Origin of the sequence: Catenovulum sp. 2E275 (genome assembly GCF_025515275.1) — a bacterium.
Taxonomy (GTDB): Bacteria; Pseudomonadota; Gammaproteobacteria; order Enterobacterales; family Alteromonadaceae; genus Catenovulum.
Genome location: NZ_JAOPFU010000011.1, coordinates 12,703 through 38,466, shown reverse-complemented (window position 1 = coordinate 38,466; position 25,764 = coordinate 12,703). Strand labels below are relative to the sequence as shown.

The 25,764-nt window shown below is 35.5% G+C and carries 23 protein-coding genes; 15 read left to right on the top strand and 8 right to left on the bottom strand.

The features are described from left to right. Positions 1–334: 334 nt before the first annotated feature. The 3 genes from N7931_RS07815 to N7931_RS07805 are packed head-to-tail and all read left to right on the top strand — an operon-like array spanning position 335 to position 3,603. A complete protein-coding gene (locus tag N7931_RS07815; protein WP_262793174.1) occupies positions 335–1,924 on the top strand; it encodes a GMC oxidoreductase in 1,590 nt (529 codons plus the stop codon). Beyond that, the gene (locus N7931_RS07810; RefSeq protein WP_262793172.1) at positions 1,917–2,234 is read left to right on the top strand and encodes a hypothetical protein; all 318 of its coding nucleotides are present in this window, start codon (positions 1,917–1,919) and stop codon (positions 2,232–2,234) included. Before N7931_RS07815 ends, N7931_RS07810 begins: the two co-directional genes overlap by 8 nt. A gap of 10 nt (positions 2,235–2,244) precedes the next feature. Next, complete coding sequence (locus N7931_RS07805) at positions 2,245–3,603, top strand: O-antigen ligase family protein (RefSeq protein WP_262793171.1); 1,359 nt, start codon at positions 2,245–2,247, stop codon at positions 3,601–3,603. Between the two features lie 44 nt (positions 3,604–3,647). Here the strand turns inward: N7931_RS07805 and N7931_RS07800 are convergent, their stop codons facing one another. From N7931_RS07800 to N7931_RS07780, 5 genes are all read right to left on the bottom strand, one after another. Continuing rightward, on the bottom strand, positions 3,648–6,038 hold the full coding sequence (locus N7931_RS07800; protein WP_262793169.1) for a polysaccharide lyase: 2,391 nt from the start codon (positions 6,036–6,038) through the stop codon (positions 3,648–3,650). A gap of 109 nt (positions 6,039–6,147) precedes the next feature. Beyond that, positions 6,148–7,632, bottom strand: coding sequence for an exosortase A (gene xrtA, locus N7931_RS07795; protein WP_262793167.1), 1,485 nt, complete (start codon positions 7,630–7,632; stop codon positions 6,148–6,150). Positions 7,633–7,634: 2 nt separating this feature from the next. Beyond that, on the bottom strand, positions 7,635–8,861 hold the full coding sequence (locus N7931_RS07790; protein ID WP_262793165.1) for a TIGR03087 family PEP-CTERM/XrtA system glycosyltransferase: 1,227 nt from the start codon (positions 8,859–8,861) through the stop codon (positions 7,635–7,637). A 2-nt stretch (positions 8,862–8,863) separates the two neighbouring features. Then, complete coding sequence (locus tag N7931_RS07785) at positions 8,864–9,682, bottom strand: XrtA system polysaccharide deacetylase (protein ID WP_262793261.1); 819 nt, start codon at positions 9,680–9,682, stop codon at positions 8,864–8,866. 31 nt (positions 9,683–9,713) lie between these two features. Then, positions 9,714–11,129, bottom strand: coding sequence for a TIGR03013 family XrtA/PEP-CTERM system glycosyltransferase (locus N7931_RS07780; RefSeq protein ID WP_262793163.1), 1,416 nt, complete (start codon positions 11,127–11,129; stop codon positions 9,714–9,716). A gap of 359 nt (positions 11,130–11,488) precedes the next feature. On the opposite strand from N7931_RS07780, the gene N7931_RS07775 reads away from it, so the two are divergent. Genes N7931_RS07775 through N7931_RS07760 form a run of 4 tightly spaced genes read left to right on the top strand, consistent with a single transcriptional unit; the run spans position 11,489 to position 16,384 of the window. Then, on the top strand, positions 11,489–12,124 hold the full coding sequence (locus N7931_RS07775; RefSeq protein ID WP_262793161.1) for an XrtA/PEP-CTERM system exopolysaccharide export protein: 636 nt from the start codon (positions 11,489–11,491) through the stop codon (positions 12,122–12,124). Between the two features lie 33 nt (positions 12,125–12,157). Beyond that, complete coding sequence (locus N7931_RS07770) at positions 12,158–13,777, top strand: XrtA system polysaccharide chain length determinant (protein WP_262793160.1); 1,620 nt, start codon at positions 12,158–12,160, stop codon at positions 13,775–13,777. Then, positions 13,777–14,709 (top strand): XrtA-associated tyrosine autokinase, encoded by a 933-nt coding sequence (locus tag N7931_RS07765; RefSeq protein ID WP_262793159.1) that lies wholly within the window; start codon positions 13,777–13,779, stop codon positions 14,707–14,709. The genes N7931_RS07770 and N7931_RS07765 overlap by 1 nt, the downstream gene beginning before the upstream one ends. Continuing rightward, positions 14,669–16,384 carry a hypothetical protein gene (locus tag N7931_RS07760; protein ID WP_262793157.1) on the top strand — a complete coding sequence of 572 codons (1,716 nt, stop codon included), beginning with the start codon at positions 14,669–14,671 and terminating at the stop codon, positions 16,382–16,384. The genes N7931_RS07765 and N7931_RS07760 overlap by 41 nt, the downstream gene beginning before the upstream one ends. 70 nt (positions 16,385–16,454) lie before the next feature. Here N7931_RS07760 and N7931_RS07755 read toward each other — a convergent pair whose 3' ends face one another. Genes N7931_RS07755 through N7931_RS07745 form a run of 3 tightly spaced genes read right to left on the bottom strand, consistent with a single transcriptional unit; the run spans position 16,455 to position 18,294 of the window. After that, positions 16,455–17,096 (bottom strand): DUF2959 domain-containing protein, encoded by a 642-nt coding sequence (locus tag N7931_RS07755; protein ID WP_262793156.1) that lies wholly within the window; start codon positions 17,094–17,096, stop codon positions 16,455–16,457. A gap of 9 nt (positions 17,097–17,105) precedes the next feature. Then, the gene (locus N7931_RS07750; protein WP_262793155.1) at positions 17,106–17,303 is read right to left on the bottom strand and encodes a YqaE/Pmp3 family membrane protein; all 198 of its coding nucleotides are present in this window, start codon (positions 17,301–17,303) and stop codon (positions 17,106–17,108) included. 10 nt (positions 17,304–17,313) lie between these two features. Further along, positions 17,314–18,294, bottom strand: coding sequence for a hypothetical protein (locus N7931_RS07745; RefSeq protein ID WP_262793154.1), 981 nt, complete (start codon positions 18,292–18,294; stop codon positions 17,314–17,316). 96 nt (positions 18,295–18,390) lie between these two features. Here N7931_RS07745 and tatA point away from each other — a divergent pair, with 96 nt between their 5' ends. The 8 genes from tatA to N7931_RS07705 all read left to right on the top strand — a co-directional run bounded on the left by tatA (position 18,391) and on the right by N7931_RS07705 (position 25,488). Further along, positions 18,391–18,663, top strand: coding sequence for a twin-arginine translocase TatA/TatE family subunit (tatA, locus tag N7931_RS07740; protein WP_262793152.1), 273 nt, complete (start codon positions 18,391–18,393; stop codon positions 18,661–18,663). After that, positions 18,664–19,011, top strand: coding sequence for a Sec-independent protein translocase protein TatB (tatB, locus tag N7931_RS07735; protein WP_262793151.1), 348 nt, complete (start codon positions 18,664–18,666; stop codon positions 19,009–19,011). It abuts the gene before it with no gap. Further along, positions 19,008–19,748 (top strand): twin-arginine translocase subunit TatC, encoded by a 741-nt coding sequence (gene tatC, locus N7931_RS07730; RefSeq protein ID WP_262793150.1) that lies wholly within the window; start codon positions 19,008–19,010, stop codon positions 19,746–19,748. The genes tatB and tatC overlap by 4 nt, the downstream gene beginning before the upstream one ends. Before the next feature lie 26 nt (positions 19,749–19,774). After that, positions 19,775–20,629 carry a TatD family hydrolase gene (locus tag N7931_RS07725; protein ID WP_262793148.1) on the top strand — a complete coding sequence of 285 codons (855 nt, stop codon included), beginning with the start codon at positions 19,775–19,777 and terminating at the stop codon, positions 20,627–20,629. Beyond that, positions 20,629–21,969, top strand: a complete 1,341-nt coding sequence (locus N7931_RS07720; protein ID WP_262793146.1) for a sensor domain-containing diguanylate cyclase — start codon at positions 20,629–20,631, stop codon at positions 21,967–21,969. Before N7931_RS07725 ends, N7931_RS07720 begins: the two co-directional genes overlap by 1 nt. A 19-nt stretch (positions 21,970–21,988) precedes the next feature. Then, a complete protein-coding gene (hemB, locus tag N7931_RS07715; RefSeq protein ID WP_262793145.1) occupies positions 21,989–22,990 on the top strand; it encodes a porphobilinogen synthase in 1,002 nt (333 codons plus the stop codon). 334 nt (positions 22,991–23,324) lie between these two features. Beyond that, positions 23,325–24,797: a hypothetical protein gene (locus tag N7931_RS07710; protein ID WP_262793143.1), complete on the top strand. Its 1,473-nt coding sequence runs from the start codon at positions 23,325–23,327 to the stop codon at positions 24,795–24,797. A 289-nt stretch (positions 24,798–25,086) separates the two neighbouring features. Continuing rightward, positions 25,087–25,488: a c-type cytochrome gene (locus tag N7931_RS07705; protein ID WP_262793142.1), complete on the top strand. Its 402-nt coding sequence runs from the start codon at positions 25,087–25,089 to the stop codon at positions 25,486–25,488. The last annotated feature ends 276 nt before the right edge of the window (positions 25,489–25,764 follow it).

Below are 25,764 nucleotides of genomic sequence, written 5' to 3'. Positions count from 1 at the left end.
CATACAAATCTTGTGCTAACTAAATGCTTTTTCATCGAGGCACAGCTCGGAAAAGCTTAATTAGTTAGTTAAGGTATTGTAATTAAAGGATAAAGATTAACAATAAACCAAAAGGTAGGGTTTGTTTAATATTTCTTTTGTGTTAACCCACATAAATGTCGAGTAGGTACATCTAGACAGGTGCACAAAGCTTTCTGAGTTGCTAAGTTGTTTATGTCACTCATTATATGTCAATCCGTTATGTTTTGGATAAGTGCCAATTGAACCGCTGGTAAGTTGTACTCAAGAGAACAACTGCTCCTAGTTAGCAAATAAAAAGAATAAGGAACACAAGATGATTATTGACGGAAATACAATTGACTCAAATATACATGATGAAGCTGATATTTGCATTATTGGTGGAGGGGTAGCAGGAATTGTCCTAGCCAGAGAATTAAAAGACAGTTATGCCAAAATAATCATGGTCGAAGGCGGTGATGAGTATTACTCGCAGGACTCTCAAGATCTTTACCAATCGAATAAAACCACTCATTTTCCGAACACTCATTATTCAAGGCTAAGGTTTCTAGGGGGCAGTAGTAATCACTGGGAAAATAATACTTCACCTTTTACCGCCCTTGATTTTGAAAAAAGAGAATGGATCCCTAATAGTGGTTGGCCTTTGAGTTTAGATGATATTGAACCTTTTTATATGCAAGCTGCAACTTACTGTGGCACAGAACCGGATGGTTACAATACAAATTATTGGAAATCCAAATACCAACAAGAAGACTTGTTTGCTGCCTCTGGTAAAGTGCAAACACAAATTGCTAAATCTTCTTTGCCTCCGGTTCGTTTTTTTGCTCAGTACGGAGAGGAATTAAAGCAGACTGAGAACATATTAATTTACAAAAACTCTAATTTGGTTGATATGAACTATGAATCAGGAAAGAGAAAAATTACTTCGATTATAGCTCAGTCGTATACAGGGAAAAAGCTAACTATAAATGCAAAAGTATTTATTATGTGTTTAGGCGGCTTAGAAAATGCTCGAATGTTATTACACTTTAATGATAAATATGATAATGGATTGGGCAATCAGGGCGGAAATGTTGGTGCCTATTTAATGGAACATCCGACAGTTAGAGCTGTTTATATGTTTAAACAAGAAAAGAAAAACTTTGATTTTTATCAGGCCCACTATGAGCAGAGCCGAGTTATTAAAGGGTTTTTATCATTAACAGAGCAAGCATTACGACAAGAAAAATCGGTTAATTTACGGATTCCACTAATGAATGCTAGTGAGTTTGAGTTATCTGCAGGTATTTCGTCTGCTCATATACTTGCTGATGAGCTTTCCCAAGTAAGTATGCCTGATGATTTTGGGACACATGTGATGAATGTACTGTCCGATTTGGATATGGTTATTGAAGGGCTTGCACGTAAACATTTTGATAAACGTATTTTTGAATCTGCCAATGATAATATTGGTTTTTTACCCGCAATGATGACTGAGCAAACTCCTATTCGAGAAAATTGTATAAAGCTTTCAGAGAAAAAAGATGGCTTTGGTTTAAGGTTGATGGACATTGAATATCAAATTACCCAGGATGATAGAAATAGAATCTGGAAATCATTGAATGTGCTGGCAAAAGAGTTTGGAGCTCTAGGGCTTGGAAGAGTTAAATTAAACCCTGAATTCAGTTCTAGAATTTGGGGGAGTCAACTAGGTTTTAGTAATCACCACATGGGCACAACAAAAATGGCTGAAACAGAGAAAGACGGTGTTGTAGATAAAAATTCATTAGTTTTTGGAACTAGTAATCTGTTTATGGCTGGTTCTTCGGTGTTTTGTACCGGTAGTCATGTCCCACCAACTTTAACAATTTGTGCTATGTCAATTCGTTTGGCAGAATATATAAAAACGGAGTTTAATCATGCCTAGAGTTTCTCGAAGAACACTGATTAAGTTATTCGGAATTATACCATCTGCAGCAATTGCCTCCCACTTTAGCTTAAATGCTGCCAAGTATGACTCTGTACTTGAACAGGCTTGGCAAGCTTGGCAACAAAATTTGGATATAAAACCATTACCTTATTTGCAGGCAACAAAAATTACTAATTTACCCGAAGCTGAAAAACAAAAGCTAATTCAGCAGGAATTTGCAGAGGATAAAGTAATTAGTGTAAATGGATTAGTTTTATCCTACATTGAAACTGCTATTTTAGCCCAGTTATATTTAGAGCAAGTATAGGGTTTGGTAAATGAGAGACCTCTTTTTTCTTGCTTTGATGCTCTTAGGATTATTTTTAGCGTTTAGAGCGCCATTTTATGCTTTATTAACTTACTGGTGGTTTTCTATATTTAGGCCAGTAGATTACGTGTATGCTGATTATTCTGGTTTTAAACTGCCAATGATTGCTGCTCTACTATTAATTATAATTTCGGCAAAAGAGCGCTACTTTCCATATTTGAAAGATAAACAAGCTAAGCTGATGGTCACATTTGTTTTGTTTATGTTTGTTTCTCAAATATTTAATGGTTGCTCTGATGTATTTAAAACCGTCAGTCCAATGATGACATTAATACCTATGTTTATTTGTATCTTGGTCTCGGTATCAGTGATTCAAACGCAAAAGCAGCTTTTAGCTATGATTAGTGTGATTGCATTATCATTGGGCTTTCATGCAGGTAAAGGGGGCATACACTCTCTAACTGGGGGAGGTGTATCCGCTTATGGTTCTTCTAATCTGACAGGATTATTTACTGGTAGTAACGCATTCGCATTTGGCAGTGTATTTTTTGTTTTTTTTCTTATTTTTCTTTATCAACAGTGTAGTAATAAATTAACTGTTGATATGGTTCCTGAATTTTTTAAAAAGAGAGTAAATTGGTTTAGATTAGGATTAATCCCAGTTATTTTAGGCACAATGTACAATGTCATATCACTAGAATCTAGAGGAAATGCGATTTCCTTAGTGCTAGGTTTAATGGTTTTATATTTACTGAATTCTAAGCGTTTTAGGAAAATCTTAATTTGGTCACCTTTACTCATTGTTGGTTTTATTCTTGCCCCCTTACCTGATGGTTATAAAGAGAGGTTAGCATCAATAACGGCTGAAAAAGAGGAAAGAGATCAATCAGCAGCTTCTAGACCGCATTTTTGGAAAGTCGCGCGTGAAATGGTCGTTGACCATCCAATGGGCGTTGGGCCAGAATGTTATCGAGAATATTATAATTATTATGATGACACTAATGGTTTATATGGGCGTAATCGAGTTGTACATAGTACTCATTTTCAGTTGCTTGCTGAGCATGGATTTATTGGTATAGGAATATGGATATTTATGCTAATCAATAACTATATTAGTTTGTTTAGAATAAGAGCAAAGGCAAAATCTAAACCTGAATACTTAGAGAACCCTACCTATTACAAACAAATGTGTGATGCATTCATTTGTAGTCAAACCGTGTTTATATTCAGTGGATCTTTTTATTCATTTGTATATGGAGATTTTATTTGGCTATTATTTGGTTTAACTATGATTGTAAATAAGCTAATCAATAAGCATGAAACTGAATATGCAGAAAAGCAGAAAAGCAAGCTTCAGTTAACAGCTTAGTCTAAATAGGTTTAGGTGGGCCCAATTAAGCCCACCTAAAGAGTTTATTCATATACAATAACTAGTTGGGGCCGTTGAGACTCAACTGGTGATTGTTTAGAAGTAAATAAATGCTTACCTATATCAGTCTTTAAAACTAAATTAAAATTTTCAGCATTTTGATAGTCATAAATAAAAGAGGCTATATCTATCTCTAAATAAAAACCTTTATTTTTATCTGGTATGGATTGGCTGTAATAAGGCTGTGTTCCAAATTCAATCCCTTGAGTATCATACCAAGTACTCTGGCCCTGTGGCCACTCATTACGGGTAGAGAGATCAATATACCTTGCTGTTGAACCATTGCTTGTCGATGTACCTTCAAGCCACAAGTCATTACCTGCAAAAATATTTAGCTCCGCGTTACCATATTGTTCTTCATCAAAAAGTATTAGCTTAGCCTCTTTAATCGCTTTATTAGCAAAGTCGACTGAATTCTTAAAACGTAGCAGGATAGTTTCATTTCGATAGCCGATAGTTAACTTCTCAGACATCCCAAGTGAAGGGGACAAATGAATAAATAAAGAAGTGTCCTCTATTGGCTCTAATCTTTGAATGTTGGTTTGATCTACCTGTATTGTCCAATTATAACTTGCTGTTTCACCGTAAGTATCCGTTACAACAACTTGTAAGTTTTGCTCAGGGCTATCTGACAACGTAGGGGTGTAAGTAAAATACTCGGAATCTTCATTAATTAACTTACCATCAAGATACCATGATATATTGACGGATTGTCTGTCTGGCTCATTCACTGAAATAGAAAACTCAGTTGGAATTTCTATTTGCACCAGTGTTACCTCTGATTCAGGAGTTTGAGTCGTGATTATAGGTGCTCTATTAGGTTCTGAACCTGCTTTAGGCAAATTAGGATCAAATGTAATTGGACCAATAGGCTGTGTGGCCACGACTACATTATCAATAAAAGCATATATATCTTTATTGTTTGGATCTTTACCACCATGATAAATATTCATCCATATTCTGTCGATTGATATATGTTCAAAACCCTCATTACGCATTTTTAAGTTATTTAACTCATATGCAGGGGCTCCATCAATCCAAGCTTTTAAAATGCCATTACTTTGACCTGGGGTGTTTACTTTTACATATTGCTCAATGCAGTACCATCTATTTCTTTCAAGCATGCCTGGGTTTTCGCCATCATAAGTTAGCTCCATTCCCCAAGTGCCTGTTTGGTTTGCATGATAAATATAGTTACCAATCGGAACTCGATTTGCGAAATAGTTCTCTTCACTTAATCTTGGTTTAAAATAGCCTCTGATAGACCAGCCATTTTCGCCATTACTGCGTCTGCCTCCCCAGCCACCAGCATAACTTTCACCATGATAAGTTCCAGCTATGCCAGGTAATTTTCCAACTTGTGTTGTATTCCAAGATTCACCAAATCGTAAATAATATCTAAAATAAACTTCGTCTAGATCATGGCCAATTTTATCTTGAAATATATACGCTGCGTTTAAGGCACTTAATTCACCTTGGGGTAAATATACTTGCAATGCTTTACCCATTAAAGCTTCAAAGTGCTCAGCATCATTACTTTCTATTAATGACAGGTTTTGCATTGGACCTGCAAAGGACCAGTTACTAGGCCAGTCATCATTTTCAAATGATTCCACCATAATAAGGCTTTCATCATCGACAACTAAATAATCATTTGGATATTTACTAGATAAATTAAATCCGATGTTATGTTTTTTCTCTATAGAAACACGATAGAAGTCTATATTGGAATGACCATACTGGTTTTCAGATGTCGAAAAATGTAATTGTGCGGAAATAATATCTGGGACTTTGTTTAAATCAAAATACAGTAAAGTACTTGATTTATCACTAACTTCTAAGTTCTGAGCATTACCTCCACATTTATAGGTATAGCTGAGTAAGGCTGTATCAGCACTCACATCAAGAAGATAAGAGCCTTGCGAACTGATTATTTCCAGTTGAGCTGCTTGTTCATATTGCTCATGTTCCTTACTGACAATATAAAATTTACTACTTGAATTATTTTTTACCAATAGACCTTGGTTTGTGGCTGGGTCATTAATCCATATTTGAGCCAACTCAGTTAGATCTACAGAAAACGTTTGAATGTTATCTTTGTCGAGAACTTCTAGGCTAGCGAAAGGAGTTGAACCTTGCTTTATGTTTCTAGCATCACGCCAATCACCTAAAAAGTGATTCCAACGTAAACCAGCTCCACGATTATAAAATTTATTATTTGCACCTTCTTGTATGTTTTCTGAGCATTGTCCTTCAGACCACATTCTAGCTTGAAGATCTGATGAATAACTCAAAATAATAATAAGCAAGCTTAATAATAATTTTGTATTGATAAAAAACGGACGAACAACATTAAGGGATTTTAAATGATACAATTTACTGCTCCTATATACTACATAGAAAAATTATATGCGGAGACAGTTTAATCCCTGATTAAGATTTATACAATTAAGTGACAAATAGAATGCCTATAATAATGTAAAGTTATTTTAACATGACTGCGTTATTTAATTTTTCATTAAGCGCTGTCTCTAGTGCCAAATCAATATCTTTTTTAGCTGCATTTATCGATATTGCTACAATGCCAGTGGCATATTGGGAACCTAATAGTTTTTGCAAGGTATGGTATAGCTTGGCTTTAACAGGGTTACCCGTTTTATAGTCTTCAAATTGATACCAAGTGATTAAAACTCGTTTATGGTTATTTGGCCCAGATAATTCTAAGATGTTGGCATCTTCTGGTAAATTAGAATGGTTTTTTTGTAAATTTAGCTTAGTCGTAATATTCCAAACTTTATTATCATAAAATTTGTTAATAGAAGAAATTGGCTCCCCTTTTCTATTATTCTCAGAGTAATTAATTAACTGTATTGCAACCGGGAAAGATTTTATTGTAGTCACATAATTTGTAATATTATCAGGGTCTGTAAAGTAAGTATCAAGCAGATTCTGATTAGATATTTTCAAATCGTGTGTTTGGCTGAAAGATACAGCAAAATTAGAGTTTTCTATGGTTTGATCTTCAACTGTAAGTTTGATGTATATAGCGACTAATAAACTTAAAATTAGAATAAAGTTAGATGTGATTATGACTTTAAAATCAGCAGAGCTTGAGCTTTTAGCTTTATTTGAAATATGAGTCGATTCAATAGTGATTGAGTCTTTAAACTTTTCACCTATTAAATAAACCAACCATAAGACAAATAAATAAAATACCCAGCCATAAATTAAGTGATCTGCACCAGTGGCATATTCCATATCAGATAAATGTGCCACCATAATAATCCCATAAACTCTTACCATATTGGCAATAATAGGAGTAGTAACCCCTATTATTGTAAAGAGAATTTTTTTAGGTGTATGACTGATATATAAATGAGAGTAAAGAAAAGTAAAAGCACTGGCACTGATAAAAAAGCTAATCCCAGAACACGCCTCAGCAACTAAAAACTTGCCATTTGGTATTTCGATATATAAGCCGTCTTTAAATACGGGAATATGACTAGCTTGCAGTAGCGCTACAGAGGCTGTGGCAGTCATTTGTTGAAGCACAGGAATTAATTGATCTCCAATAGGAATAGAAAACCAAACAAAGAATAGAGGAAAGCTGATTTTTTTAGCTTCTTGATACCCTAATAAATAAAAGCAAATAAATGTAATTGAGGTAAATGTAGCAATGTGGGCTAAAACTTGAATTTCGCCAATTAAAGCAAATAAATAAACAAACAATATAGCTACAATAGGAATAATCAAACCGGTTAGCGGCTTGATAGTTGTTAAATTTATCTGTTTTCTTTTTTGATACGCTAAGTAAATGCATATAGGCAGAATAAGTAAGCAATGGTTATAGATTTCGGAGCGTAGCCAAATATCTAGAGCACTATATAATCCTTCCCAGAATAGTATTATCCATAAGCCCAAGGTAATAAATGTTAGGTATTTCCAAATATTTAAGCTTATTGTTTTCATTTCTAATCCTTTGAAATTTTTATAATCTTGTTATGGAATAATTTATTTAAGCACTGTTCCCATGAATAATTTGACTTAATCCAGTTTTGGTTAGCTTTACTTATACGCTCTATTAAAAAGTGGTTATTGTACAGCGTTTGGATTTGAGTTAAATAATCCTCTTTAGTCTGACAAATTAAACTAAGCTGTTCTTGATTTAAATTTAGTCCATTAGCTGCTGATGGGCTTAAAATAATTGGTTTACCGCTTGCCATTGCTTCTAAAACTTTGTTTTGAATTCCTCTGGAAATTTGTAAGGGGGCAATTGCAAAGAGAGAGTTTTTTAAATATGGCCTGATATCTTGTACGTAACCAGTAATATAAATATTATTTTTGCCATGGTAGTTTCTTAAAGCTTTATGTGGATTGCTACCAACAATAAATAATTTTAGCTCTGGTAATATTTCTAATAAATCAGACCAGACATTTTTTATGAACCAAAGCATAGCATCTACATTTGCCCAATAATCCATTGCACCTGTAAACACGATATAAGGTACTTTAAGTTGTAAACTTATAGTTGGCTTTTGTGAAAAAAAAACAGTATCAACTCCATTTTCTATAAAATGAATTTTATTACCATAGTTAGGTGCCATTTGAGTTAGTTCATGTGCTTCTTGCTGTGAAACAAGTAAACAAGTATTAAACTGTTTCACTAACGCTTTTTCATAACTTGCTAGCTTTTTAGCTTCACGTTGATATATCCATTTTTTTATAAACTGCGCTTTGTTTGAAAATAATAACCACTTGCTAGAATCTACATCGACTAAATCAAGAAGAAGATTTATCTGATAAGCTCTAGTTGATATTCCTTTTGTCGCATATTGAGCCATTGAGGTACAAAAAACATAACAGGTGTTAAACTTATATTGTTTAACTTGGCTATCTACCCATGTTTGTAGCTTAGTATTAGAAAAGTATGCATAGGTGATGGTTTTATTGGTCAATAACGATAATGAGAAACTTGTTAATAAGTGGGTGGTTCGGTGTTTTATAGGCACGTAATATAATTGAGCAATATACGGTTTAAGTTGGTTAAGGTCGTCTTCGGTTAAATCCCTGTCACTAAAGCAACCTAAATGTATTTCGAAATATTGGCTTAAAAATTTGATTAAATTAAATGCCCTTATTTTATTTCCTTTGTTCGGCGGGGCTGGAAAAACGTGACTTAAAAATAGCAGCTTTTCCATATTTAACAGTTCTGTATTTTATAGACATCTTTCATACTTGACCAATGATAGCGATTTAGCAGAAGTTCTAGTCTACTTTCCATTTTGTCTAAGTTCAGATAATGCCTGAATTTAGATTTAAAAGGTGCATCTTTTACTCTAGGTTGGTCTGGATCTATTTCCCACGGATGAAAATAAAAAGAATAGGGTTGTTGTTCCGCTGTATGATATTTATCAACTAAAGCATGTGCTAAAAAAGTTGGGTAGAGGCGAAAGTAGCCTCCGCCGCCAATAGGAATTTGTTTTCCGGCAAATTTTAATGTTGGAACCGGTATTTCTATTATCCCTTCTGGCCTTTGATATTTAAATCTAGGCCAGTGCGGAGTGCCGTATAGGTCGTGTTTAACAGGGTAAGTACTTGAGCTATAAAGAAAACCTAACTGTGCTAACACTTCAAAAGCCCACTCATTGCTTTCATCTATTGAAAAGCTAGGAGCTCTATAGCCTATGACTTCAGCTCCAATTGTATCTTCTAAATGCTTTTTTGAACGCTCTACATCTGCTTTAAAAACTTCAGCCGTTTGAGTTGTTGCTCTTCTATGTGCATAGCCATGGCTTGCTACTTCATGGCCCCGATTATGTATATCTTTTAATAATTGTGGATATTTCTCGCCTACAGCACCTAAAATAAAAAAAGTTGCTTTACAGTTGTTTGAATCAAACAAGTCTAATAAACGGTAGGTATTTTGCTCTACTCTGTGTGGTAAGTTATCCCAATCTTCTCTGCTAAATTGTTTTTCAAAAGCTGAAACATGAAAGTAATCTTCTACATCAACAGTCATAGCGTTTAAGATCGGGGATTTTTTCACGGTTTTAACGGCCTTTTCCAAATAAAATAATCTCGAAAGTTCTCAATAAAATTAACAAGTCGAACATGATAGATCTATGCTTAATGTAATACAGATCAAATTTTAATTTTTCAATGGTATCTTCAGAACTTGAACCATAAGGATATTTTAACTGAGCCCACCCAGTTAAGCCTGGTTTTACATTATGTCTTTGATTGTAGTAAGGGATTTCTTTAATGAACTGAGTGACAAATTGTGGACGTTCTGGTCTTGGCCCAACAAATCCCATCTCTCCTTTAAATACATTAAATAATTGAGGTAGCTCATCAATACGGTATTTTCGGATAAATTTCCCAACTTTGGTTGTTCGATCATCATTTTTTTGTGCAAATTGAGCCCCAGATTTTTCTGCATCAGGTCCCATGCTTCTGAATTTTATAATTTTAAAGATTCTTCCATCTAATCCAACTCGTTCTTGCTTGTAAAATACAGATGCACCTGTACGTCTACCATCTTCTAAAAATATTAAGATCGCAGTAATCAACATTAGAGGCCAAGTTATGCAAAAAATGACAAAGCCTAAAAATGCATTAAATAAGTAATCCAGAGAGTCTCTCAAGTGGTTAGTTGTATTAAACCCATTCGAATAAATAACCCAGCTAGGATAGATTAAGTTGACCGCAACTTGGCCGGTTTCTCTCTCTATAAAGTCTAGGATGTCTGTAATTTCAACACCTCTAATTTTGAAGTTGAATAGTGCTTCTAATGGCAACGCATTTCTACGCTCATCACAGGCTATAATAATTTCTTGGATGTCATTTTCAATCACAAAGCTTTCTAGGTCTTGCTTTACATCTAACTCAATTAGAGTCTCGTTGATAATGCATTGAGGCTTATCTCCGGCGATAGGAACAAATCCAACCAGATTAATTCCTCGTCGATCAGCTCGTCGTCTCATGCGGCGCTCAATGATTGAAGCTCTTTCACCGGAGCCAATCACTAAAACATCTTTTCTGGAAAAACCAAACCACTCATTGTCAATGATGATATAGCGAAATATCGAAATAAAGATAACACTAATAATAGCAGTGTAAGGTATAAAGAAAGGGTTGATTTTTAGGCTGTCGAATAGATTGAGAATGATCGCATCATGGCAGAAGTAAGCTAAACCAACGCTAACTAATACTCTTCTTATGATACCACTAATAGATTCTCTCAAACGTAATTCATATAAACCTACAGAGAGTAAAGCCAATTGAGTTACAACAACAAAAACAAGTACATTAGTTATATGTATTTGAATGCTAGAAAAATCATCAAAAGGATTATTGATAGAGGAAAGATATAAACCAAGATACCCTGCAATACATAAAATAGTGGTTTCTATTAATATCAATGGTTTTATTTTCTGGTGCGTATGCCCAGAATATGTATAAGCCATACCTGTTTGAGTTCCGTGTTAAATTGTGCTTTTTTGGTTTGTTAGTGGTTTTTATGACCAAGTAAACAACCATTGTGAGCACAACGCTCATCCGACTGCTAATATATATTACAGATAAGTCGCTAATCTAAGTTGTTGTTTAACGTCGAGTATACTATGCGTATTTAATAACAACAACAGCTTTGCTGCATGAAAAAGTTTGAATTTAATTTAAAGTTTGGCAATATTTGATAGGTTTATTCGGTCAAATAAATTTAACTTGATTGTATGATTGATTTAATCTGTGATTCCTCTATTATGTTTTCGTAGTTTAAAATTAAATCAAAATTGACTATTTTAAAATGTAAAGGAATAACAAAATGCTGTTCACAAACAAGCATATAGCAACACTGTCATTGGCCTGTGGTATCTCATTAGGCTTAATTGGCTGTAGTACAAATCATTTACCAACGGCTACATTACACCCATCTAAAACAACGAATATTAGCGAATATAGTTATTTAATTGGTCCTGGTGATACTTTAAATATTTTTGTATGGCGTAATCCTGAAATATCAGGCTCCTTTGTGGTAAGACCCGATGGTAAAATTACCACATCTTTAGTTGAGGATATTTCTGTTTCAGGTAAAACGCCGACAGAATTGGCTCGCAACATTGAACAAACGCTATCAACCTATATTAAAGACCCTATTGTTACAGTCAGTGTGAATGGGTTTGTTGGACCATTTAGCGAACAAGTTCGAGTGATAGGCCAAGCTGCTAAGCCTATGGCGGTTAATTATCAGCAGAATATGACCTTGCTTGACCTTATGGTAGTTGTTGGTGGATTAACTCAATTTGCTGATGGTGATGCCGCTAAGTTAGTTCGAGTCGTAAATGGAAAGCAGCAAAGTTATAATATAAAAATCAATAGTTTAATAAATTCTGGGGATATCAGCGCAAATGTTGATTTATTACCTGGCGATATAATTATAATTCCAGAAGCTTGGTTTTAAGTTTGTAGTTTGATATTCGAGGTTTTTATTTAGATGGATAACATTCAACAAACGCTGGATGATATTTTAGGATACCTGAAAGGTATTTGGATCAAAAAGCGTTTTATTATTGTATGTACTTGGCTCGTTTGCCCGATCGCTTGGTTATATGTTGCAAATATGCAAGATGTCTATCAATCATCAGCCAAAGTTTTTGCTGATACGAGATCAATTCTCCAACCTCTATTAAGAGGGTTAGCGCTGCAAACAAATATAGATCAAGAATTGCAGTTAATGGCAAAAACATTATTGAGCCGCCCTAATTTAGAAAAAATTGCACGGAATACGGATTTAGATATAACAGTAACGACCCCAGAACAACACGAAGCTTTGATCAATATGTTAAAGCAAGATATTAACTTTAAAGCATCGGGGCGAGAAAACATTTATACAATTGACTTTGAGCATAAGGATCCGCAAATAGCAAAACGAGTTGTTGAAGAAACTTTGACTTTATTTGTAGAGTCAACATTAGGTTCAAACAGACAAGATTCAGATACAGCTAATAAGTTTTTAGACTCTCAAATTGCAGAATATGAGAAAAGATTGAGTGCGGCTGAGCTCAGATTATCCGATTTTAAACGTAAACATAATGATGTACTTGTACAAAGTACAGGTGGTGTATATGGCCAACTCTCATCTTTGAAAACCCAGCTTGAAACAAATGAATTGCAAATACAAGAGGCGGAATCAAGGTTAGCTCAGTTAAAAACAGCATTAAATAGTGCTAATGATTCAGTTAGTTCAACGGGTAGTGTAAGCAGTGCAATTGAAACTCAGTATGACAATCGCATTAGTTCATTAAATCAGCAATTGGATGAGCTATTGATTAGATATACCGACAAGCACCCTGATGTAGTAGAAACTCGGGCGATGTTACAGACACTGGAAAAACTACGTAATCAGGAAATCCAAAGTTATCAAAAAGCTCTGAGCAATAGTCCTCAAGATGCGCCGGCAGTTCAAGGGCGAGTTGGTGAAGAAATGGCTATCGCGATGCAAAATATCAAAAACGAACTTGCTTCTTTAAAAGTAAGACGAGATTCATATATTGATAAAATAAAAAGCTTAGAAAGTAAAATGGATTTAATTCCTCAAATTGAAGCTGAAATGGCTGGTTTAAACCGTGACTATGGGATTACAAAGTCTAAATACGATGAGTTATTAAGTCGCCGAGAAGCAATGCAAATGTCTCAACAGGCTGACCTACAATCTGATGATGTTCAATTTAGAGTAATAGAGGCGCCAAGGAAAGCGCTTAAACCGTCAGGGCCTAACCGAATGCTATTGAATGTCGCGATTCTAGTAATAGGTTTTGGAGCTGGTATCGGCATTGCATTTTTAGTTAGTCAAATTCAGCCTGTTGTATTAAGAGCATCGCAATTAACTCGAATTACTGGACACCCCGTATTTGGGACAATTTCTCATGTTGACATTAAGAAACTTAAACAAGTAGAAAATAAGAAGTTAATGGTGTTTTGGGTATCTAATATTCTTATTTTAATTGGTTTTGCTGGATTTGTATTACTAGACATGATGGGTTATAGACTAAATAGTGAATTTATGACGAAAATATTTTCTGCTGTGACGGCGCAAGTGAGGTCTATTTTCTAATGAGTACAATTGAGAAAGCGCTAGCTAAACAAAAAAAAGCTGAAGAACTCAAGAAGCAGCAAAGCTCACTGGAGTCAACACAGAATATAGATAAAAGGGAACCTGGTATTGAGCCAACTGAACAAATCAATGAGCAAATGCCGGCAGATACAAATGTATCTGATTCTCATGCGTCAGCAAAAACAGTCAGTTTAAAGCTCGATATCTTGGATGAGCAAGGGTATGTTTCTTTATCAACGAATCGAAAGTTAATAAATGAAGAGCTACGGGCGATTAAACGTAAAGTTTTACAAAATGCCTTTGGCGGACTCTCTAAAACGTTAAAAGCTGCAAACTTAGTTACAGTGACTAGTACCCGCCCGGGTGAAGGTAAGTCGTTTTGTGCGATTAATTTGGCATTAAGCATTGCGCTTGAGCAAGATAAAACCGTGTTACTGGTTGATGCTGATGTTCTTAAACCTTCAGTGAGCAGCAAGTTGGATATTAAACATCAAGTTGATGCTGGCTTAATGGAGTACTTGTTAGATGAAGTTACAGATGTAACAGATATTATTTACAATACAAACATCGATAACTTGCGTTTTATTCCGGCTGGCAGACCTAACCATTTATCAACGGAGTTATTAGCCAGTGAAAAAATGGCTCAACTAGCTCAGGAGTTTGTCACTCGCTATCCAGACCGAATTGTTGTCATGGATGCGCCGCCATTATTAGGGATAAATGAAACCGCTGTGCTCGCTAATTTAGCTGGACAAGTACTTGTTGTCGTTGAAGAAGAAAAAACACATCTGTCGGAGCTTAAGCAGGCTGTTGAACAAATTGATAAAGATAAGGCTGTAGGTTTTGTTATGAACAAAGCAAAAAAACAGTCTTCAACAACTGGATATGGATATGGCTATGCGTATGCTTACGCCTCAAATACGAAAAACTAAATTTGTTTTACGCCCATGCAGTTCATCTATTAAACTAGTAACTAGCTTTGGGTTGCTCGCTATGGTAACTGACATAGCAGCTGGCGAATTGACTTTTAAACCTGAGCTTAGCCTTGATTACTATAAAGTGGAAGTTCAAAGTGGCTCCTTATCTTCTAGTAATACCTCGGCAGAATCTCAAAATGTCGATGATCAAGTTGTTAAAGTAACTCCATCGCTGGCTTTAATTTACGAAAGTAAAAAGTTAAATCTTTCTGGCTTTACCGAATATGTTCAAACTAAACACGATAATGAATCTGAACCAGATCGGGAGTTTTTTAGCTATGGACTAGATACCCAACTAGATTTAATCCAAGATACTTTAACTTGGACTACTTCTTTCGGTAAATCTTATAAAGTAATGGATTCAAGATTAGGTATTTTTAGTGATGAAGTCGTGGGGAGTGAAAATTTAACAGGAGTAACGAACTATCAAACTGGCTTGTTATATCAACTGAGGAATCAAAGGTTTTTACATCTAAAAGCAGGGGCTCTTATTAGTCGCTCCCAAGCTGAAGCTGAAGGCGAAACAGATCTTAGCGGAAGTAATTTTAGTTCCGGAAAATTTGATACTCAATCTAAAGAAGCCAGTGTATCAGTAGGAAGTGGTATTTCATCTCGATTTTCATGGAATATCAACTTGATGACTAGCTATTCAGATCGTGCCAATCAGCAGGACTATACACAATCACGTTTTTCAACTCTGTTAGATATTCCTGTTTCAGATCGGCTCGGGTGGGTAGTTAAAACCCAAATTGATAAAAACAAAATCGACAACGAAACGGCTTTGAGTGATGGCTTGACATATAAAGAATATGGTACAGGTTTAAGGTGGAGCTTTACTCGCCAAAGCTATATAAATATATTAGCTTATCGCTCAAAAACAGGGGAGCAAGAAACTAGAAGTTTTATTGGTGGTGATTTAAGTTGGTTACCCTCGGATCGTTCTAGTTTACAGTTTTCTGCTAACAGAAACCAATTCGGTGAGAACTATAGTTTAAACCTACAGCAGAATAGCCGTTTTTTGAAAACAAGAGCAAAGTTCGCTCAAGGGGTCGATATTAATTCTCGGCGTCAGTTTGTATCTGGTGAGGTAGGGTCATTTATATGTCCTATAGGAACACTTGATTTTACAGAGTGCTTCCAGCCAACTGACCCTAATTACCAAGTTTCTCCTGGTGAAGAAGAGATAGGTATAATAGGTCAGGATATAGAATTAAATGACGAAGTCGTAAAATTCTCTTCTGGTAGCTTTAGCATTGGTTATGATAACAGCCGAAAATTAAAATTTAATTTGACTTATAAATATAGTAAACAAGAAGGATTAGAAAATACCTCACTTGGAAATGATCGAGAATCACAATCTGTAACTTGGTCTGCAGCTTATGCCATGTCTACAAAAACACAACTTGTATTTAATACTACTTTTGGTGAAAGTCGCTATTTGAATGAAACTACAAATGCCTCTTTAAACCGAGAAGATAAAAATACTTCTATGTCTGTATTTTTAAATACAAAATTATCAACGCATTTATCTGGCCAAGTAGGGGTTTCAAAACGAGAAAGGAACTCTAATTCTGCAGGGCTCGATACAGAAGACAAGCGTTTTAATGCACAGCTTGCTTATCGGTTTTAGTAAATTGAATAAACCTAAACATATACTTAAGTAGAATAAAATAATTTGTTTAGGTTTATCTTTTGCTACATTACGACTTTTTTAAAGATTCGATAAATTTATCTGATTCTTTAATCGAGCGTTCCATTTCTTGAACTAAATTATCAACATTTTTCTGTATATTCACCAACTCTCCTTTTAGTGCTCCAATAGCACTTGCATTTAAATTATGCTTGAGGAAAAGTACATTATCTTTAAAAGATGTTAGAAAAGGTTGCATCTTACTTTCTGCTTTACGCATTGAACGAATTAATTTGTCGTATTGCGCACGAGTTTCTCTAAGTTGAGTTGCGCTTTGTTGTTTGAGCCTAGTATTACTATATTGCTCAAGTTCATCTTGCCATTCTTCAAATAAAGCTTCAGCCACATCATTTACTTTTTCAATTCTATTTGTCACATTTTCGGCTGCTTCAAGGCTAGCTTCATATTCATCATTGAGTTGGTTGTAAACTTTTTCTAATTCACCACCGTCAAATGCTACAATCGATTGAAATTGCTCCAGCGCAGATTTAAATTGCTCTTGAGCATCTTTTTGTGAATCTTGAGCATTTTCAACTCTATCTACTAAAATATCTCGTTTATGGTACCCAACTTTTTCCATTGTTGAATAATAAGCGCTTTGACAGCCCGTTAATGCAAGTAAGGTGGCGGATAATAAAATAGATTTAATCATTTGATTGCCTTAATTTTTATTTTTTAATGCTTCAATTAATTCTTTCTGTCTTTTATCTGATTTAGCGCTGTGAACTAAAAAAATAGCGTGAATAGCGCCAGGAACCCAAAAGCATAAAGTAAGGATAAGATTTAAAATAGCCATAAATGGGCGGCCAATAAATAGCACTGCAATCGGTGGAAGTATTATTGCCAATAAATATAACATAGTGTGTTCCTTAATATTCACCAAAACTAACTTCAAGCCTAAGTGCCATACCATAAGTGCGTTCATGCGCTCTAAAATCAGGAAAATGAACAAAAGGCTCTATTTCAAAGTATATCCATTTACGCATAGCTTGGCATCTGTATCGCATAAAAAAACCACGGTTATCATATAAATAATCGTCATTAATGATTCTGCCGGTTGCAAATATACCTGAAATTAAAGCGGATTTAGGATTGATTTGGTAATAATGTAATAAACTATGGCGCCAGGTTGGGTGATTATCATCCTGAATAGTTTCCCAGCTATTGGTTTGTCTGAATAAACCATTTTGGGTTTTACCAAATTCTAAATCTAAGTTAACTCTGCTGCCAAAACCATGATCCAGATAATAATAAAGAGCTGGTTCAATTTCTAAATTTAAGCCATCAAATGGAAAAAATTTACGTTTATAACGGCTTTTTAAATAAATGTCAGCGCCTTTGGCAAAACCAATCCGACTGGAAATATATTGATTTTCTTTTGAGCTGTGAGTGACTCTAAGTGCTAGATTTAATTGTTCTTCTTTACGACCACCACTGGTATCTTTGATTGCTTCGTCAGTAATACTTTGCTCACGGTTTTCATCGTAATCGGACACAATAATGTCCCATCTGTCTTTTAAATTAGGCAATTTAGCTCGTAATCTGATTTTACTGTCAAACCGGATTAAATCCTGTTCTAGCGGAATAAGACCAAACCGAATTTTTGCATAAGCTTTGGCTTGTTTAGTTTTATTTTCTTGCTCAAAAAAATCGTCAAACCAATTTGCACTGGCATTAATTGACTGACTGACTTCGGTTTGCATGCTGTCTAACCAAGTATCATTTTCAGCAGCCTGCACAACCGCTGAAAATAAAAGTACAAATATAGCCAGAGTTGTTGGCAAAAGCTGACGAGTTACTTTAATATACTGCGCAGCACAGCATTGCATTTTTATTGTTCGGTACATCATTCAATATTTTGTCCTAGCAAAACAACTGGCATAGCTAAAATTATAACAACAAACTCATAGTAGATTTTTATCATAGTTTAATTATAGGAGTCATCCATGCTTGGTGGAATTAGCATTTGGCAATTATTGATCGTTTTAGTCATAGTTATTTTATTATTTGGCACTAAAAAGTTAAAAAATATGGGGCGTGATCTAGGTGGTGCGTTGAGAGGATTTAAAGAAGAGTATAAATCGGGCGAATCAGGCTCTGATGAAAAAGACTCTGAATTTAAAGAAGAAAAAGAAACTAAAAATATTAGTCAACAATCTTCGGAGCAGCCAACTCAGGCAAAACAAAATACTGAGCAAACTGTAAATAAAGACAAATAAATGTTGGATATTGGTTTTTGGGAGCTAGCGCTCATTGCTGTGCTTGCTCTGTTAGTTTTGGGTCCAGAGCGATTGCCCAGTGCAATTCGCTCTGTTAGTCAATTAATTCGCTCGGTTAAACAAACCGCCAATAACCTTAAATCTGAGCTTAACCACGAGCTGCGGGTTTCTGAACTGCATGAGCAATTAAAGCAAGCCGAAGCGAAAGGGATGCAAAATTTAACCTCGGCTGAAAAAAAAGCAGTGTCAGAGTTAGAAGAAGCCGCGCGCTCGGTTAATGCATCTATTCAACCTCAAAATAATCCAGCAGAGTCGAACTCAAATCAAACCAAAGAAAATAAAGAATGAGTGAGCAGCAACCTTTAATTAGTCATTTAACTGAATTGAGAAATCGTTTAGTTAAAGTTATTTTGGCGGTGTTAGTTGTTTTTATTGCAGCCGTTGGATTTTCGAATCAAATTTATCATTGGATTGCTCTGCCGTTAATTGAGTCGCTACCAGAATCAACCAGCATGATAGCAACTGGAGTCGCGACGCCTTTTTTAACGCCGTTTAAATTGACTATGGTGATGTCTATTTTTGCGGCTATGCCTTATGCGCTTTATCATGTTTGGGCTTTTATTGCGCCGGCTTTATATCAGCATGAACGCAAGCTAATTGCACCTTTAATCGCTAGTTCTTCCTTGTTATTTTATGGTGGGATCGCATTTGCTTATTATGTGGTTTTCCCGTTGGCATTTCCATTTTTTGTAGGAGCAGCTCCAGAAGGTGTAACGGTTTCAACCGATATTAATAGCTATTTAGATTTTGTTTTAAAATTATTTTTTGCATTTGGGTTAGCGTTTGAGATCCCGATTGCAACAGTGCTTTTAGTATGGACTGGCATTACTACACCAGCCAAATTAGCAGAAAAACGCCGTTTTGTTATTGTTGGCGTATTTGTGGTTGGGATGTTATTAACTCCGCCGGATGTGATATCTCAGGTTTTACTTGCAGTGCCAATGTGGTTATTATTTGAACTGGGTGTGTTGCTTTCCCGTTTTTATTATAAACCGGAAGATGACGACACCGAACCAGAAGAATAATAATCAATTATGTTAGGACAATAACAATGGCAGTTGAACCTTTTAAAACAATAAATAAAACAGAACAAGCGTCAACTGAACAATGGTTTGATATAGGTGTAAACCTGACCAATAGCCAATTCTCGAGTGATTATCACCAGCAAATTGAACTGGCTAAACAAGCCGGGGTTGCTCGCATTTGTATCACAGGTACAAATGAGCGAGAGTCACACTTAGCTGCACAAATGGCTGGGCAATATCAAAATGTATATTCTACAGCTGGTGTACATCCGCACGATGCGAAAGACGTATCAGACAACTACCTTTCTGTGCTTAAAGCTTTGTATCTTGATAATCAACAAGTTAAAGCAATTGGTGAATGTGGTTTAGACTTTAATCGCAATTATTCACCGCAAGAGCAGCAACTACAAGTATTTAGCCAGCAACTGGATTTAGCGATTGAGCTTAATGCGCCTGTATTTTTACATCAGCGAGATGCCCACACTGCGTTTATAGAGGTGATTAAGCCAAGACGAAATGAGCTAAAACAAGTAGTGGTGCATTGTTTTACTGGAAATCGGCAAGAACTTGAAGATTATCTTGCGTTGGATTGTTTTATTGGGATCACCGGCTGGATTTGTGATGAAAGGCGCGGTAAAGATGTATTGGAACTGGTTAATCAGATTCCACTGAACCGTTTATTAATTGAAACGGATGCCCCTTTTTTATTGCCAAGAAACTTGACGCCTAAACCGAAAGATAAGCGCAATCTGCCATTATATTTGCCACATATTGCTGAACAAATTGCAGCTCAATTCAATATTACCTTGGCTGAATTATCTGCTCAGACATTTGCCAATGCATCTGAGTTTTTTAATATAGATGAACAGGTAAATGGCTAATGAACGGGCTCACAGTTTGGTTAATACCCTTTTGCTTGACGCTTTTGGTTATTAGCTGTTCGCTGGCATTTATATATAAACAACCTAAACTGGCTCTGCATTCTGTTTTTGTTTTCATTATATTAAGCTTAAATGCACTTTTTTATGCTTACACTCAGTTAGATAGCCAAGCATTTAGCTCTGTTCAGTTAAGTCTAATTGAACAATTTATTGCATTTTCCGTGTATTTATCGCTATTGATTCAACTTGTTTTATTATTAATGATGCTGGATGCTCACTTACAGGCCGCAGTGCATGCTAAACCTGTTTGGGGTGTTTGGTTATTTAGTTTGCTGTTGGTCTCTGGCACGACTTATTTTAATGCCGATTGGTATGTTTATGCTCTAAATGCCGGCTTAGTCTTAGCTGCGTTATCTTGTTTTATCTTCGTCGTTAAACAAATGAGCAAACTCAAATTGGCGGCTTTATCAGGTTTGATTTCACTGCTTTTAGCTTTACCTAATTATTTTTCGGCTGAACTTAATTTATCTATCGCAGTTTATAATGGCTTGGTGACTTTATTGAGCGGCTTTTTATTTATTTCCATTTGCAGGGCTCAGTTTATTGCTCAGTTAACCGAAAATAACAATCATCAGGATCGGATAAATCTGTTAATGCAGCAAAAATTTGCCATTCAAAATCAACTATCGGCAGAACATGAAGCCTACCAACAGCTTGAAGTAGAAATGCAAGCTCGCAATTTTGAGCTAGAAGTTACTCTGCGCGAGTTACAAGAAAAAAATAATAAATTGGAACAAATTAATACCCAAGATGCTCTAACCGGTGTTAAAAACAGGCGTTATTTTGATGAAAGACTGTTTTCTGAATTCAGGCGAAGCCGTCGAGAAAAAGCGCCTTTGAGCTTAATTATGCTGGATATTGATAAGTTTAAATCGATTAATGATAATTATGGTCATTTAGTTGGCGATCAGGTCATTCGTCAAACGGCCAGATTAATTCAACAGCAAATTCGCCGTGTCGCCGATTGCATCTGTCGTTTTGGTGGTGAAGAATTTGCTATCATATTACCGGCAACTGATTTACAAGGCGCTCATATTTTTGCTGAAAAAATCAGAGAAAGTTTAAGTAATGAAAATATAGTCACTAGTGATGTAACTATTCGTATCACTGCTAGCTTTGGAGTTGCAACTCTATATGCGAATGACAATAATCATCCTGATGAGTTAATTCGCCAAGCAGATAAAGCATTATATCAGGCTAAACAACTTGGGCGTAATCGCACGGTTGAGGCCAAGCCCAATATTATTAGAGCAATTCATCCAAACCAAAATTTATCTTAGTATTTAAGGCAATTTAAGTATGTTCAATTCTCATTTTCCTCATATTCGTAAGCGCCGAATGCGTAAAGACGCATTTAGCCGAGATTTAATGGCTGAAAACCAATTAAGTGTTAAAGATTTAATTTATCCAATGTTTGTCGTTGAAGGAAAAGACAGAACTGAAACGGTTGAGTCTATGCCCGGCGTATCTCGTTTTTCTATCGATTTAATTTTAAAAGAAGCAGAAATCTTGGTTAATTTAGGGATACCTGCGGTTGCTTTATTTCCAGTTACTCCGGTTGAAAAAAAATCTTTAATGGCTGAAGAAGCGTATGCCGAAGATGGTTTAGCCCAAAAAACAGTGAGAGCATTAAAAGGTGAATTTCCTGAACTTGGGGTGATTACTGACGTAGCACTTGATCCGTTTACGACTCATGGACAAGACGGCATTATTGATGACGATGGTTATGTGTTAAATGACATTACAACTGAAATTTTAGTCAAACAAGCTTTGTCTCATGCTGAAGCGGGGGCTGATGTTGTTGCACCGTCAGATATGATGGATGGGCGAATTGGCGCGATTCGTCAGGCATTAGAAGCAAAACAACATATCAATACCCGAATTTTAGCTTATTCAGCTAAATATGCATCAGCTTATTATGGCCCGTTTAGAGATGCAGTGGGTTCTGCGGCTAATTTAAAAGGGGCAGACAAAAAAACATATCAGATGGATCCGGCAAACAGTAATGAAGCCTTATACGAGGTCGCCTTGGATATTCAAGAAGGTGCGGATATGGTGATGGTTAAGCCCGGTATGCCTTATCTGGATATTATTCGCCGAGTAAAAGATGAGTTTCAGGTACCTACTTTTGCTTATCAAGTTTCTGGTGAATATGCCATGCATAAAGCGGCTATTCAAAATGGTTGGCTGGCCGAAAAGCCTTGTGTAATGGAATCTTTATTAGCATTTAAACGAGCCGGTGCCGACGGTATTCTAACTTATTTTGCAAAAGATGTTGCCACTTGGCTGGCTGAAAAGTAATTCTACATTCAGTAATGAACTTTGGTATAAAGCCTGAGTCTATATGCTGGCGTTTTAATCGATCACCTTTATAAATGAAAATACATTTTAAATTTGTCGATACAGACGTAAAATGCGGATAAATTTTGTTATCTTGATCATATTTGGGTTTCATCTAAGCAAGATTGAGATTATCATGTTGGGCTATTTTCAACTCAATTTGGTTTCGAGTTGTTAGCAACAAGCTTTTTATAATCAGCTTTAGCCTGGTTAAAGGTTGAATCTGGGTTATTGTCCAGACAGGATTAGATTTTAAATCTTAATATAAATTAAGAGCGTAACTAAAGGGGTGCTCATGAGCATTAAAAATATTGGATTATCAGCATTAGTTGTTGGCTCTGCATTTATTGCAGGCTGTGGTAGTGATAGTTCAAGCAATTCATCTACTTATTTAACTTATTATAACTTATCTCCAAATAAAGCATCCGTTCTTTTATATGATGATGATAGTTATGTCACCGCGGTAGGTTATGAAAGAACTTCTGCAATTAAAACCGTTGAATCGGGTACAAGTACAATCGAATTAAAAGTAGAAGTTGATGAAGATACTACTTCTACTTTGTATGAAGACGATTTAAACCTAGGTAAAGACAAATATAACTTTTTGGTTTCACTTAATGATTTAGGTAATGGTGGCGAAGAGCCATTATTGTTTACTTTTAATAACAAAACAGGTGATGTTAAAGAAGATACATTTGAATTTAATATGATGTATTTAGCACCAGCTATTAGCAATAAATATGGTGCAATCACAGTACAGTTTGTTGATACTGAAGATTCTGCAATTATGCAGGAATTTGTAATTAATTATAAAGAAAAACAAACATTAACAATTGATGATGATGCTGAAAAGTATTACATCATTTTAAAAGCCGGTGATGAAACTATTTTAAAAACCAGCAGTTTTTCATTTAGCAATTATCAATACTTTTTTGCTTTAAAAGATTCAAAGCTAAATGATACGCCTATTCCTGCATTAGCTCGTTTGTCTAACACCACTTCTCCAACAGAATATAAAGACTCTGAGCTTGCATCTTATTTCCGTGTTTATAATAGCGTTAACGATTTGGGTAATATCAGCCTAAAATTAGCTAATCTTGCAGCAGAAAAATTAGCCAACGTAACGGATATTGCGCCAGATACATTAAGCGGATTTGTAACATTAGACACAGGCGAAGTAGGCTCTTACAATGTTACTATTGAATACAATGCGTGTGTAAATGCAGGCGCTTGTTCAAGCTCACCTTATCCTTTCCAAAATGGTGTTGATAAAACAATTGTTTATTACCGTGATGTAGTGGAAGAAAGAGCTTATGAACAAGGTGCTTCGGTTGGTAAAATTAAAAACATTGCGTTTTCAAATACCAGTCGCGATATTACTGATAACCATCAGATCACTTTTGTAAACTTATTAAATAATCAATTCGATACTGACCCGACAGAGAGTGATGCAGTTGATATTTATTTTGTAAGACAAGGTGAATCAATTGCAACGACATCATATAGCATTCAACAACGTGAAGTAGGCGAAATTTATCAGTTCTTAACTTTACCGTCTGATACTTATGATATTTATTTAACTTATGATGATGGCGATACCACTTATACTTTATTCACTGACAGAGTTACTTTTGGTAGTGGCCAAGGTGAGCAAGCTGGTGACTGGATTTATATTGCAGAGCCGGCAACAGATGATGCTGGTAATGTGTTAGGCCGTAATGCTCAGTTAAATGCGATTAAAATGAATGACCCGGAAGAAGTTCGTTAATTAATTATTCGTGATTAATTAGTCAGCGCTTTCACACTAAACAAGCCCGCATTGCGGGCTTGTTGTTTTTTAACTGTTTGAACAAAATATTGGTTTAGATCAAGTCTGTATTTAAACTAATCCAAAAAAGCCCTCTATATTTGAGTAATTTTTAGTTATAATCCCGCCAACATTTTTATTCACTCAAAAGCTGTTACCCCTTTTCAAGTTTAGTTTCGGTTTTCAACCTCGCTATATGGTAATATTTTGAGTAATCTAAATTTAAATTTTACAAGCTTGGAGAATTCTTGTGGGCGTATTTAAACAATTTAATAAATCATTATTGGTGGCAGCTATCGCTCTGACACCATTTGTACAAGCCGATGAAATGAGCAATGAAGCAATTAAAGAGCGTCTTAAGCCTGTTGGTTCAGTGCATATTGCTGGAGCACAACCTGTTGCTGCTTCTGGTGGTGCGCGTTCAGGTGAAGACGTTTATAATGCTAGTTGTACAGCTTGTCACAGTGCAGGTGTATTGAATGCACCTAAGCCTCATACTGAAGACTGGAAACCTAGATTAGAAAAAGGTTTAGATACTCTATTAGAGCACGCTATTAATGGTTTTAATGCAATGCCTCCTAAAGGGACTTGTATGGATTGTAGTGATGATGAGCTAAAAGCTGCAATTGAATTTATGCTTGAAGGCGTATAATTTATCTTAAATTGAGCTGTATTTGTGCAGCTCAACCTCTAGTTTTATTGTCAATTAGCTTCACTACTTTGGTTATTTCAAAACTCATTTCATTTGCCTTTCACTCTTGAGGTTTAAACTAAAGTAAAGGCGTAACCTAAAAATAATCTTTTTTTGATCTTGATCAAAATGCGATTTATTATAGCATCGCTAGACTGGTCGGACATGACATGTTTGCTTAGTATTTAATCTGAGTGTTGCTTCAAAGAGTTAACTTAAATCTATTCTAAAAACATC